The sequence below is a fragment of the Allocatenococcus thiocycli genome, from assembly GCF_921292965.1.
Lineage (GTDB): Bacteria > Pseudomonadota > Gammaproteobacteria > Enterobacterales > Vibrionaceae > Vibrio > Vibrio natriegens.
Genome location: NZ_CAKLCK010000003.1, coordinates 42,673 through 54,738, shown reverse-complemented (window position 1 = coordinate 54,738; position 12,066 = coordinate 42,673). Strand labels below are relative to the sequence as shown.

Annotated in this window: 13 protein-coding genes; 6 read left to right on the top strand and 7 right to left on the bottom strand. The window is 44.0% G+C overall.

Going from position 1 to position 12,066, the window contains the following annotated elements; translation table 11 throughout:
• Positions 1-642: MFS transporter (locus tag L9Q40_RS02825; RefSeq protein ID WP_498791900.1), on the top strand; the 642-nt coding region annotated here is incomplete at its 5' end.
• A 54-nt stretch (positions 643-696) separates the two neighbouring features.
• On the opposite strand, the gene L9Q40_RS02820 is transcribed toward L9Q40_RS02825, so the two are convergent.
• Positions 697-1,071, bottom strand: a complete 375-nt coding sequence (locus L9Q40_RS02820) for a nitrous oxide-stimulated promoter family protein (protein WP_020334839.1) — start codon at positions 1,069-1,071, stop codon at positions 697-699.
• A 162-nt stretch (positions 1,072-1,233) separates the two neighbouring features.
• On the opposite strand from L9Q40_RS02820, the gene L9Q40_RS02815 reads away from it, so the two are divergent.
• Positions 1,234-1,425, top strand: a complete 192-nt coding sequence (locus tag L9Q40_RS02815; RefSeq protein WP_065301140.1) for a DUF2986 domain-containing protein — start codon at positions 1,234-1,236, stop codon at positions 1,423-1,425.
• Positions 1,426-1,480: 55 nt separating this feature from the next.
• On the opposite strand, the gene L9Q40_RS02810 is transcribed toward L9Q40_RS02815, so the two are convergent.
• Positions 1,481-2,230: a siderophore ferric iron reductase gene (locus L9Q40_RS02810; protein WP_330469710.1), complete on the bottom strand. Its 750-nt coding sequence runs from the start codon at positions 2,228-2,230 to the stop codon at positions 1,481-1,483.
• A gap of 397 nt (positions 2,231-2,627) precedes the next feature.
• Between L9Q40_RS02810 and L9Q40_RS02805 the strand changes: the two genes are divergently transcribed.
• The gene (locus L9Q40_RS02805) at positions 2,628-3,959 is read left to right on the top strand and encodes an anaerobic C4-dicarboxylate transporter (protein ID WP_014234181.1); all 1,332 of its coding nucleotides are present in this window, start codon (positions 2,628-2,630) and stop codon (positions 3,957-3,959) included.
• Between the two features lie 112 nt (positions 3,960-4,071).
• Here the strand turns inward: L9Q40_RS02805 and L9Q40_RS02800 are convergent, their stop codons facing one another.
• Positions 4,072-4,560: a LabA-like NYN domain-containing protein gene (locus L9Q40_RS02800; RefSeq protein WP_014234180.1), complete on the bottom strand. Its 489-nt coding sequence runs from the start codon at positions 4,558-4,560 to the stop codon at positions 4,072-4,074.
• 119 nt (positions 4,561-4,679) lie between these two features.
• On the opposite strand from L9Q40_RS02800, the gene L9Q40_RS02795 reads away from it, so the two are divergent.
• Positions 4,680-5,120 (top strand): DUF4174 domain-containing protein, encoded by a 441-nt coding sequence (locus tag L9Q40_RS02795; RefSeq protein WP_498791896.1) that lies wholly within the window; start codon positions 4,680-4,682, stop codon positions 5,118-5,120.
• A gap of 8 nt (positions 5,121-5,128) precedes the next feature.
• On the opposite strand, the gene cobA is transcribed toward L9Q40_RS02795, so the two are convergent.
• The 4 genes from cobA to nirB form a co-directional block, all read right to left on the bottom strand.
• Positions 5,129-5,887 carry a uroporphyrinogen-III C-methyltransferase gene (gene cobA, locus L9Q40_RS02790; RefSeq protein WP_498791894.1) on the bottom strand — a complete coding sequence of 253 codons (759 nt, stop codon included), beginning with the start codon at positions 5,885-5,887 and terminating at the stop codon, positions 5,129-5,131.
• 173 nt (positions 5,888-6,060) lie between these two features.
• Complete coding sequence (locus tag L9Q40_RS02785) at positions 6,061-6,909, bottom strand: formate/nitrite transporter family protein (protein ID WP_065301137.1); 849 nt, start codon at positions 6,907-6,909, stop codon at positions 6,061-6,063.
• 187 nt (positions 6,910-7,096) lie between these two features.
• Complete coding sequence (gene nirD, locus L9Q40_RS02780) at positions 7,097-7,420, bottom strand: nitrite reductase small subunit NirD (protein ID WP_498791892.1); 324 nt, start codon at positions 7,418-7,420, stop codon at positions 7,097-7,099.
• Positions 7,421-7,433: 13 nt separating this feature from the next.
• On the bottom strand, positions 7,434-9,998 hold the full coding sequence (nirB, locus tag L9Q40_RS02775) for a nitrite reductase large subunit NirB (protein WP_498791889.1): 2,565 nt from the start codon (positions 9,996-9,998) through the stop codon (positions 7,434-7,436).
• Between the two features lie 412 nt (positions 9,999-10,410).
• On the opposite strand from nirB, the gene rnk reads away from it, so the two are divergent.
• Together rnk and L9Q40_RS02765 are read left to right on the top strand one after the other, a co-directional pair.
• Positions 10,411-10,818, top strand: coding sequence for a nucleoside diphosphate kinase regulator (gene rnk / locus L9Q40_RS02770; protein ID WP_014234174.1), 408 nt, complete (start codon positions 10,411-10,413; stop codon positions 10,816-10,818).
• A gap of 197 nt (positions 10,819-11,015) precedes the next feature.
• Entirely contained in the window at positions 11,016-11,987 is a 972-nt protein-coding gene (locus L9Q40_RS02765) for a sensor domain-containing diguanylate cyclase (protein WP_498791888.1), read from the top strand.
• The last annotated feature ends 79 nt before the right edge of the window (positions 11,988-12,066 follow it).

Here is a 12,066-nt window from a genome sequence, read left to right as displayed (position 1 = left end):
ATGGCAATACTGGTACTTAAGTTTGTTGACTGTGAACAACCAAACAGCCACGAATCGACTGCGTTGTCATTTAAACAAATTATGAAGCTTAATCATGCGGCAATCATCGGCTGCATCGTTTCTGGTTTAACACTAGGTGCGATTTATGGCCTGATGCCTCTTGAGTTGATTAATCGTCAAATCAGCCACCAAGAAATTGGAACATTAATGGCATTAGTGATCCTAGGTGGTATGGCAGTGCAACCGTTAGTGACAGCGTTGAATAAGTACATGAGCCGTACAGTACTAATGGCATTTTTCTGTCTGTTAGGCATGTTTTCTATCGGTATCACGTTTATTTCAACGTCAACGGCGGTACTTGCTGCATCGCTTTTCTTATTGGGTGCAGCGACATTCGCTCTATACCCGGTTGCGATCAACTTAGGCTGTGCAGGGCTAGACGAGCGCTTTATTGTTTCAGCGACTCAAGTAATGCTATTTAGCTACAGCATCGGGTCAGTAGCAGGCCCTGTCGTAGCTGACAGCTTCATGGGTCAGGTACATGGTTTGTTAGGTTACTTATTTGCCACTTTAGTCGCGACATGTATTTACATGTTGTTGGCGGCGAGTAAAACCAAACAACAAATGGCAGCTGGTCTCTGATCATTTATTACTAAAATCTGAATACAAAAAACGAGAGCAAGTCGCTCTCGTTTTTTAATTACTCCGCCGCTTGTAACGATTCGATGCATTTGCAGCAGGTTTGTCTGGAACGCCTCGCTTTTCGTGAAGCAAATGTCTGATCGCTAACACAGGATGTTTCAGCAGCATCCTCGGGCCGGAATAGCGCATTATTAAGCGCATTTGTTCTTTCGGCTCAGGTTTATAACAGTGGATTGGGCATTTATTGCAAGTTGGCTTATTCTCGCCATAAGGACACCGATCAAGACGCATTTCTGCGTAATCCAGTAAATCACGGCACTCAGTGCAAAGCTCACCTTTCGAACCATGATTAGCCCGACAATACACTTCCACCATCGCTTTGACGGTTTTAAATTCGGTGGCAAGTTTGCCGAGTAAAATATCACTCATTACATTAACCAAATTAAACGTTTAGATATTAGAATCTATTTATACTCAATAGACTTAGTGACGGTCGCTCAGTGGTCAGGTTTTTTAAATCAGAAACCCATTAAAGTTGTAACTTAGTGGAAAAATCACTATCCTGCCTCGCTAAATTAAAGGACCAGCACCATGAACCGCAAGAAGAAAATCAATCAAATCTTAAAGGCAAAACAGAAAAAGCATAACGCTAAGCTACATAAGAGCAATAAGCCTCGCTATATTTCAAAGGCTGAGCGAGCCAAAATGGAAGCTGAAGAACAAAACCAAGTGACCGAGTCAGCTGAACAGAGCGTAACCACGCAAGTCAGTGACGAAGCATAAAAGAAGCCGCTTATAGCGGCTTTTCTATATAGAAAGAACTTATACTAATTAACCATTAACTAAGTTGATTTTCGTCACTTTTCACCGCAATTAGCTTTTTGTTTTCTGCCAATCTAGGGCAATTATCGCACAGTTTTCTACCTTCACATTTATAAACCAAACAGCAACTTTTTCTCACTAATTTCAATGGTAGAGCCACAGACGGTTCATAAAGTGACAGCGCGTTGTTGGTATCCAGATCAAGCGCCTGAAGCCATAACACGGCATGCTCTCTTATCATGGCGTTTGTCATCTGCGGAAAGTGCTGCTGCAATCGCATTAACCCAACCAAAATACCGTCTGAGATTAATTGATGGGTAAACCCCGGTCGAATACGGGTCCATTCACTCATTTGATTTTGATAGTAGTCGAAAAGTGATTTTATCTGCGAACCAGCAGTGTTTATCAGCGTCTGATGATCGCCCTGAACAAGTGATTCATCTTGAAAACGATAACCGCTGACAAAGCAGGGTTTAACGGATTGAGCCATACCATACAGGTTCGGTAGTGAATGAAAGTGGTATATGGATATCAAGGCCACATAGACTGGTTGCCAACATAATAAATCCCATGTTCTGGTCAGCCAGTAAGCTCTGCCCGCTTCTGGAAAAGCTTCAGATAGCTGCTGATATAAATCCTGAATGATTGGGTTAATGTCGTTATCAGTATGAATCTCGCCTTCGCTTATGCTCCCTAAATCACCATGCAGGTACGGCGTTATCGCATTTGTGGCTTGGAAAAGTTGTGGGAAGAATGATTCGGACATGACTATTCCGTTTGATGGTATATGGGCTGTATCTTTATACTCAAACATTAATTCAAATGCAAACCATTCTCTTTATCATTGACGAATAAAGCCATCGAATTCCATGAAAGTGAGTCCCGACAATGACTATCCAGACATACTTGGTTACGAAAAATCAGGCTAAATCACAACATATATTTAAAGTGCGTCGCATTTTTATGCCTTAGCTCGTCAAAATAATAAACACAATGCATACACATCGATAAACGTACATTAACAGATGGAGTCTGTAGCGTGAGTTAATGCTCGTTCTTAAACATTACTTTGCGTCATCTAAGGTAATGTGAACAACATAAAGTACTTTTCCTGAGAATAGATAAACAATGGAAGCAATTGTTTTGAATAAGGAAATCTGCTCATGCTGTATCTAGAGTTTCTGTTTTTGCTCGTGATGCTTTATATCGGCTCACGCTATGGAGGTATCGGCCTTGGGGTCGTTTCTGGTATCGGTCTGGTGATAGAAGTCTTCATTTTTAAGATGCCGCCGACCTCTCCTCCCGTCACCGTAATGTTAATCATACTAGCCGTGGTTACTTGTGCATCAATTCTAGAAGCTGCGGGTGGTTTGAAATACATGCTTCAAGTCGCGGAGCGCGTGCTGCGTAAGAACCCTAAGCGCGTGACTCTGATTGCTCCCTTTGTTACTTACTTTATGACCTTCTTGCTAGGTACTGGCCATGCGGTGTATTCGATCATGCCGATCATTGGTGACGTTGCACTGAAAAATGGTATTCGTCCCGAGCGCCCAATGGCAGCGGCCTCTGTTGCTTCTCAGATTGCGATTACGGCTTCTCCAATTTCTGCCGCAGTGGTTTACTACTTAGCGCAGTTATCGGATATTCAGCATGAAATCACTCTGCTTTCAATTCTGCTTGTAACGGTGCCAGCTACCTTATTTGGTACATTGCTTATGTCACTTTACAGCCTAAAACGTGGTAAAGAGCTAGAAGACGATGAAGAATACCAAAATCGCCTGAAAGATCCGGTGTGGCGTGAAAAGATCTTAACCACAACCGCGACATCTTTAGATGAAGTGCTTCCGACTAGCGCTCGTAATTCCGTGCTTATGTTCATTTCGGCTATCTTGGTTATTGTCGTTATCGCGATGTGGCCGGAAGTTCGTACGATTGTCGATGGTGAGAAGCCAATCAGCATGGCCGTCGTGATCCAAATGATGATGCTCTGCTTTGGCGGTATTATTCTGCTTGCAACGAAAACCGATCCTCGTAAAGTGCCTGATGGTGTCGTTTTCAAATCGGGTATGGTGGCTGCCATCGCTATCTTTGGTATCGCCTGGATGTCAGACACATACTTCCAATACGCAATGCCTCAGTTTAGAACGGGCATTGTGGCGATGGTCACCGACTATCCGTGGACGTTTGCACTTGCGCTCTTCATCGTGTCTGTAGTGGTGAACTCGCAAGCAGCAACAGCACGTATGATGCTGCCAGTTGGCTTAGGTTTGGGGCTTGATCCGGCCTTGTTGATTGGTTTGATGCCTGCAGTATACGGTTACTTCTTCATTCCTAACTACCCTTCAGATATCGCAACCGTTAACTTTGATACGTCGGGTACGACGAAGATTGGTAAATGGTATTTCAACCACTCATTTATGTCGGTGGGTCTGATTGGCGTGATTGGTGCTTGTTGCTTAGGTTACGTATTAGGACAAATGATCATCCCATCATAGTTATTGCTATTTGAATAAAGACGAGTCATTGTACAAAGTGTACGCCTGAAATGACTCGTCTTTTTCATGTCTGGTGCTTGCACTCCAGCCATAATCTGTTGTTTCTTAGTGTTTAAAGCAGAAAATTCTCATCTATTTCAACGAAAGTGTCTGCACAGTCAATGAGTGTTTGCGATGTCAATTTCGGAACGCCATAAACCGTAACTTTCTTGTTGTATCGCTGTTGAATGCGCTCCACCAGCAAACTAAAGTCACCATCGCCAGAAACAAGAATCACTGTATCGACATCAGGCGCAATCTCGATTGCATCCAGAGTAATACCGACGTCCCAATCGCCCTTCGCACTGCCGTCACGTCTTTGGATAAAAGGCTTTAACATTACCTCAAAACCAACACCTCTAAGGATATGGTGAAACTGTCGTTGCTTAGGATCATTACTCGCAATGGCATAAGCCTTCGCGCTGACAACGTCCTTACCTTGCGTAGCGACATACCAAAACTGGTTGTAATCGAAGTTACAACGGTAGGCTTCACGACAGGTGTAATACACGTTCTGTACATCAACCAGAATCGCTATCTTTTGTTTACTTTCCGAAGTCATTTAATTCTATACGTTGTTTATTTGCTGCCTACCCTAAGCCAGTTTGCAAAAAAGCACAATGAGCCATTTCCACTAAACTTAACGTATAAGCGAGAGTGTTAGCATATAAAGGATCAGTCATGAGTAAACCAATCATTTTGATACTACTTTTAGGCTTGGTATCACCGACAACCTTTAGCTACCCTTCTTACGCTCAATACTGGCCGCATCGCAGTGTACTTTTCTTCGCGCCAGCGAACGATGCCCGTGTAAAACAGTTTCTACTTGAAACGCTAATGAACGAATGTGAACTTGAAGAACGTGACGTCGTCACTTTGGTCATTGCCGAAGATGGCTTTACGTTTCCTAAGGGGATAAAAGAGGAACTGGATATCTCTGTTTTATCGAAGAAATATGATGTAAAACAGGGTGAATACACTGCTATTTTGCTTGGAAAAGATGGCCTGGAAAAGTATCGCTGGGGCGCAGAAACGGACTGGCAATTCATCAACGAGTTAATTGATGAAATGCCAATGCGTAAGCAAGAAATGCAAAGCCAAAGCAGCCCCTGCAAGATTTAAGCGTTGACTTATTGGGGGAACCAAGCCAACTTGTTATGAAGTTGCGTAACGCTTCCAACCACGATCAGCGCCGGACTTTCTGCTTGCGCTGCCATACGAGATAATTCATTCAGTTTGCCAACAAAAACACGCTGCTCTGGTCTTGTACCATTTTCAATAATTGCACATGACATGTCTGGTGCTAAACCATGTGTAATGAGCTTGTCCATGATATACCCACTCTGTTTGAGCCCCATATAAAACACTAAGGTGTTGTTTGACTGCGCTAAAGAGTGCCACTCAATTTCACGACCATCTTTCTGCACATGACCAGTAATGAATTGAACGCTTTGCGCATGATCGCGATGCGTTAGTGGAATACCAGCGTATGCCGTTGCGCCAGCCGCCGCTGTGATACCCGGTACCACTTCGTATTTTATTCCGTATTCGGCAAGCTCTTCTAACTCTTCACCACCACGGCCAAAAATGAACGAATCACCACCTTTTAAGCGAACTACACGTTTACCTTCCTGCGCTTTCTGTACCAAAATCTGGTTAATTTGCTCTTGTGGCACACAGTGAAAATCTAGCTTTTTCCCCACGTAAATCATTTCTGCTCGCGCATTCGCCAACGCCAAAATGTCTTTAGATACCAATCGGTCATAGACCACCACATCTGCAGATTGAATCGCTTTCCAACCCTTTACGGTGAGTAAATCCGGGTCGCCAGGTCCTGCGCCAACAAGTGAAACAAAACCGCTGTTTAATGAGGTGTTAATGGTAGTCATAAATGGCCTATTGAAAAATTTAGATATAAAGAGTAACACTCTCACTAAGCTCTTAGGGCTAAAACCACTCTAAGGAGTTATTACTTTTTATCTCTAAACCTATAAAATATATAGCGAAAGTTAAGAGTAAAGAATGGCCCCACCCATCAAGTAGCGGGACCATAACAAGCGAATTATTTAGCCATTGCAGTCTCTGCTTTTACTTCTGTTTCCGCAGTTAGAGAAGGTGCAGTTTTTGCGTGCGTTAAGTACAGTGGCAGACATGTCATCACCAAGCCACCAACAATGTTACCTAAAATGGTTGGGATAAGGTTGAAGTTCAACCAAGTTGCAATACCAAAGTCAGCACCCAAAATCATTCCTAGCGGGAACAGGAACATATTTACCACGGTATGCTCGAACACTAATGCGAAGAAGATGAAAATTGGGAACCACATCATCGCTACACGACCAGATACAGAGCGCGCAGTCATGTTACCAATTACGCCTAAACACACCATTAGGTTACAGAAGATGCCGCGTACAAAGCAGGTGATCCATCCGTCCATTCCCATGTTTTCAAAGCCAAGGCTACGTGCCGTTGATACCGCGACAAATTTCTTCGCTACCGCATTGAGTTCTAATGAGAAGTTACCGGTAAGAGAAATCGCGACCAGGTAAGCTACGATAAGAGAGCCGATAAGGTTACCTAAACCAACAAGACCCCAACAACGGAAAATACGCCCCCAAGTAATACCCGGACGGTTTGCAAACTTAGCCAGCGGAGCAAGGCCGAATACGCCAGTAACCAGGTCGTAGCCCATTACACTTAGGATGACAAAACCTACAGGGAAGACCAAAGCCCCTACTACACCCATTCCTGTTTGTACGATGGTCGTTATCGCGACTACAACCGCCAAAGAAAGAATAATACCTGCCATTGTACCGCGTAACAGTAGGTCTCGAGTGCTGGTATTGGTTTTTGCTTCACCAACGTTGATCATAGTTTGCACGAACTCAGCTGGTTTAAAGTCTGTAGACATGAACGTGTCCTTATTCAAAAATGAAAGTTAAAAGTTAGAGATTGAATAGAGAAAGGCTTCCCAATTACGACTCGCGGTTGTCGTGGTCATTTCTCGGTGTCCTCCCAGAAACGACCTCCGGGAAGCCTTTACCTATTAAATCTAAGGATTCAATCAATGCCCTCCTCGTTTGAGGAGGGCACATTCGCTAAGCTTGTATCTCGACGTCACCATTGGTAACACGTGTTTTGTACGCTTTCACACTAAAACCTTCGTCTTCCATACAAATACCGGTTGTTAGGTTAAAACGTTGCTTTTTAAGCGGACTTGCTACCCAAAGCTCGCCTTGGTGCTGACAAATCAAACCACGCGATAACACGTTTGATTGGAAAAACGGGTCGGTATTGCTGATTGCCAACACTTCTTCCGCTTCAGTCGGGCGAAATACCGCAACTTGCTGACCATTAAACAGTGCGCAAACACCAGTACCCGGTACGATATCGTTGATGTGACAGATTTTTTCAAATGACATAATCCACCTTCCCTTAAGCTTCAGTCATGGCTACGTGTAGGATGTCGCCTTTCGCTTCAGGGTGTTTCTCCGTGAAGGTCGCCGGGCGGTGCTGTTCGCGCTCAGGTACAAACACAACGTTTTCATCGCGTTTATCTGAGTTAATAAAGTGTGCAAAGCGAGTCAGTTGTGATTCGTCGTTGATGGTTGCTGTCCATTCACACTCGTACTCATCAACAAGCTTCGCAACGTCTGCTTCTAATTGATCATTAATGCCAAGTTTGTCGTTTACGATCACTTCGCGTAGGTAGTCGACACCACCTTCCATGTTTTCCATCCAAACTGAGGTACGCTGTAGTGGCGCAGCCGTACGGATGTAGAACATCATGAAACGGTCGATATACTTAATGAGTGTTTCTTTATCCAGATCGCTTGCTAACAGATCAGCGTGGCGAGGCTTCATACCGCCGTTACCACACACGTACATGTTCCAACCAGCATCTGTTGCGATGATGCCAAGGTCTTTACCCTGCGCTTCGGCACACTCACGAGTACAGCCAGACACACCGAACTTCATCTTGTGCGGAGTACGAATGCCTTTGTAGCGGTTTTCGATGAATGAACCCAAACCAACCGAATCTTGAACACCGTAACGACACCAGGTAGAACCCACACACGTCTTAGCCATACGAAGGGCTTTAGCGTACGCTTGACCGGTTTCAAAACCAGCGTCGATTAGCTTGCGCCAGATCTCCGGAAGATCGTCTTTTTGAGCACCAAACAAACCGATACGTTGGGCGCCTGTCACTTTGGTGTATAAGTTGTACTCTTCTGCGACTGCTGCTAGCGAGCCCAAGGCTTGAGGCGTTACTTCACCGCCAGCCATACGCGGAATCACAGAGTAAGTACCGTCTTTTTGAATGTTACCCAGGAAGTTGTCGTTGGTGTCGTGTAACTTAACCAGTTGTGGCTTAAGAATGTGCTCACCCCAGCAAGACGCTAAAATCGAACCAGCTAGCGGCTTACATACTTCACAGCCGTAGCCTTTACCATACTTCTCTAATAGCTCATCGAACGTTTTAATTTCTTCAATGCGAATAAGATGGAACAGCTCCTGACGAGAGTAAGCAAAGTGTTCACATACGTCGTTCTTCACTTCAATACCAGACTTCGCAAGCTCTGCGTTGAGTACTGAAGTCACAAGAGGAATACAACCACCACAACCAGTACCTGCACCAGTGACGGCTTTAATGTCGCCTAATGTATGGTGACCATCCGCTACCGCCTGTGCGATTTTGCCTTTTGTCACATCAAAACATGAACAGATCACCGCACTTTCAGGTAGGGCGTCAGCACCTAATGCCGGTTTTTCAGCACCTGCGTGTGCAGGCAAGATAAGCGCATCCGGATGTTCTGGTAGGTCGATTTCGTTTAGCATGAGCTGCAGTAGATCGCCGTAGTCAGACGTATCACCAACTAGCACAGCACCAAGTAGCTTTTTGTTATCTGCAGAGACAATCAGGCGTTTGTAAACTTCTTGCTCTTCGTTTTGGTAAACGTAGCTCTTACAACCTTCAGTACGGCCATTCGCATCTCCGATTGAACCTACTTTCACGCCAAGCAGTTTCAGTTTTGCAGACATGTCTGCGCCCTGGAATTTACTTTCAGTGTTACCTAACAGGTGATCAACTGCGACGGTTGCCATTTTGTAACCTGGCGCGACAAGGCCATAGAACATGCCATTCCAAGAGGCACATTCACCGATTGCGTAGATGTCTTTGTCTGAGGTCTGACAGTGGTCATTGACTTCGATACCGCCGCGCGCGCCCACTTCCAATTCCATTTGACGAGCAAGTTTGTCTTGAGGGCGGATACCCGCAGAGAAAACAATGAAGTCAGTCTCTAACTCTGTGCCGTCAGCAAAACGCATCACATTGCGTGCGTTTTCCCCTTCCGGAGCAATCTCAAGCGTGTTCTTGCTGGTGTGAACGTTCACACCCATACGCTCGATCTTTTGACGCAGTTGATTACCACCTGCAAGGTCAAGTTGTTCTGCCATCAGTTTTGGGGCGAATTCAACAACGTGCGTTTGCACACCTAATGCTTTTAGCGCGCCCGCCGCTTCAAGACCTAGTAAACCACCACCGATGACCACACCAGATTTACTGTTCTTCGCACGTGCTTCAATCGCTTTGAGATCTTCAATAGTACGGTAAACAAAGCAATCTTTACTTTCATGGCCTTTGATAGGTGGAACAAAAGGAAATGAGCCAGTCGCTAGAATCAACTTGTCGTATTGAACTTCACGGCCTGTATTTGAATACACAATACGGTTTTCACGGTTAACGTTGATGGCACGTTCGCCGATCAACATATTGATGCCATGTTTCTGGTAAAAACCTTCTTTTACCAATGAAAGTTCGTCGGCAGTGTGATGTGAAAAGTAAGAGGAAAGGTGCACACGATCGTAGGCAACTCGTGGTTCTTCGCAGAAAACGGTGATATCCAACTCGGAGACATCCGCTTTCTCGACTAAGTCTTCAATGTAACGATGCCCTACCATACCGTTACCGATGACTACTAGCTTCAACTTGCTCATTATAATTCCTAAGGGTTAGGTTTTTATCACTGAGCTCATTGTCATTTGTGTAAGAAAATTAATACATGATGTAAATCAATTACAATTTCAAACTACCCTAAAGGGGTAGACACCTGTATTTACGCTTATTATCAATCAAATACCGTAATTTAAGGACATAAAACTGATGATTGAAATACAGTAATAAGTACAATTTAATTCATTAATTTTCATCTCCCTTCACACTTATGAACCTTCTGATTTCTTTATAAAAATCAATCTTATCAATAAAAATCTTTTACTAGCTAATAAGCATTATAAGGACTAGAATCAGATTTCATTCATGTGGTTAATTCATGTGATACATACCCTATTCGACATATAAAAGCCGTCCCATATTTATGAGGCGGCCTTTTGTTTTTGGAGTCAGAAAATGTCAGAAAGCAACCCTATCTATATATCAAATATAGATATTAATAGAATCACAGCTATGCTGGACAAGATGCCAAGTGTCGCTGCTGAGTTAGTAAAACTGGAAGAAGAACTTGATAGAGCAATCGTTGTTGAGCCAGAAGAAATGCCAGACAACGTTGTACGGATGAATTCTACTGTTGAATTTAAGTTCTCTGGTGATGAGAAGGTGTTAACCAGAACACTTGTCTATCCGCAAGACCTAAAAAGCAGCGACGATATTTCAATTTTCGCTCCGGTTGGCAGCGCGTTAATCGGACTAGCTATTGGACAAAAGCTCGACTGGCCAATGCCAAATAAACAAACAAAAACCATTGAGATAGTCAATGTTACCTACCAACCTGAGCAAAGTGGTGCCCTAACTCGCTAGCCTCAGTTGTCCCGGTGCAAAGGAACACCATAACTTTGCACCAGGAGCGCTTATCTTTCCAGCCCACTTTTTCGTGCCAATTTAGCAACATATTCTAAACTATTCACTTATATTTCCACTTTATTCAATGATACCGAATAGAAAACTTTCGATATGTTTCGTATATTGAATGCACCGAAAACCGTCATAGCCGGAACATGGAAGAGTACTTAAAGCGAATAGAGCAATTGGAAAAAGAGAACGAAGATCTCCGACGTCAAAATGCTCGACTGGAAGAAAAGCTCAACGCCGCACTCGATAACAATGGCCTTTGTTTGTGGGAACAACATATCCCCTCCGGCACATTGACGATATTCAACATGCAGTGGGGTAAAATGTTGGGTTATCAGCCTCACGAACTTACTGCCACGGTCGAAACCTGGAAAAACAACCTGCATCCAGAGGATTACGATCTCGCTGTTGGTGCATTTGAGGATCACCTAGCAGGAAAGACTGATCTCTACCAAGTCGTTCACCGCATGATGCATAAAGACGGGACTGACAGTTGGGTTTCTGACAGAGGCCGGATTGTAGAGTACGCAGATGATGGCTCCCCACTTCGTATGATGGGTACCCACATCGACATTACTAATGAAAAACGCTACGAGCAGCAACTGGCAAAACTTGCCAATAGCGATCCTCTTACCGGGCTACTAAACCGAAGTGCCATGGAAAAATGCTTCAAAGAAAATGCGGACCTTTGCCAATCAATTAAGCGCTCTCTCATCTTTTTCGATGTGGATAATTTTAAAACCGTCAACGACGAACTGGGTCACCACGCGGGTGATAGTTTATTGATTAGCATTGCGAACAGTCTCAAAGAGCTCACACCTACTGACGCACAAATTGCTCGAATCGGTGGTGACGAGTTCGTAATCCTATGTAAAGAGTCCTCTCGAAAAGAACTGGGTGAGTTGTGTGACCGGCTTTTGACCTGCGTGCCTTCCACCATGCAGTCCATCATAAATCTAGATTATGAAAACGCACTGAACGTTGGATTAAGTATTGGTGTGTGTATTTTCCAGGCAAGTACGGGTAACTTCGAAGAGATATATCAAAAAGCCGATGCTGCCATGTACGAGATAAAGAAGAATGGCAAGAATGGCGTCGCGTTTATCGAGCTCACTTAACTTACTGACAAGTTGAGATAGTCATTACTCGATAATTGCACACCTGCATAAAACAGCAGGTACAAAAAAACCAGTCATA

Bases quoted from the DNA above. Each gene is read 5' to 3' on its own strand.
- L9Q40_RS02810 (WP_330469710.1), bottom strand. From the start codon at position 2,230: ATGTCCGAATCATTCTTCCCACAACTTTTCCAAGCCACAAATGCGATA.
- nirD (WP_498791892.1), bottom strand. From the start codon at position 7,420: ATGTCATTTGAAAAAATCTGTCACATCAACGATATCGTACCGGGTACT.
- cobA (WP_498791894.1), bottom strand. From the start codon at position 5,887: ATGACTACCATTAACACCTCATTAAACAGCGGTTTTGTTTCACTTGTT.
- rnk (WP_014234174.1), top strand. From the start codon at position 10,411: ATGTCAGAAAGCAACCCTATCTATATATCAAATATAGATATTAATAGA.
- L9Q40_RS02820 (WP_020334839.1), bottom strand. From the start codon at position 1,071: ATGAGTGATATTTTACTCGGCAAACTTGCCACCGAATTTAAAACCGTC.
- L9Q40_RS02795 (WP_498791896.1), top strand. From the start codon at position 4,680: ATGAGTAAACCAATCATTTTGATACTACTTTTAGGCTTGGTATCACCG.
- L9Q40_RS02765 (WP_498791888.1), top strand. From the start codon at position 11,016: ATGGAAGAGTACTTAAAGCGAATAGAGCAATTGGAAAAAGAGAACGAA.
- L9Q40_RS02805 (WP_014234181.1), top strand. From the start codon at position 2,628: ATGCTGTATCTAGAGTTTCTGTTTTTGCTCGTGATGCTTTATATCGGC.
- L9Q40_RS02815 (WP_065301140.1), top strand. From the start codon at position 1,234: ATGAACCGCAAGAAGAAAATCAATCAAATCTTAAAGGCAAAACAGAAA.
- L9Q40_RS02785 (WP_065301137.1), bottom strand. From the start codon at position 6,909: ATGTCTACAGACTTTAAACCAGCTGAGTTCGTGCAAACTATGATCAAC.
- nirB (WP_498791889.1), bottom strand. From the start codon at position 9,998: ATGAGCAAGTTGAAGCTAGTAGTCATCGGTAACGGTATGGTAGGGCAT.
- L9Q40_RS02800 (WP_014234180.1), bottom strand. From the start codon at position 4,560: ATGACTTCGGAAAGTAAACAAAAGATAGCGATTCTGGTTGATGTACAG.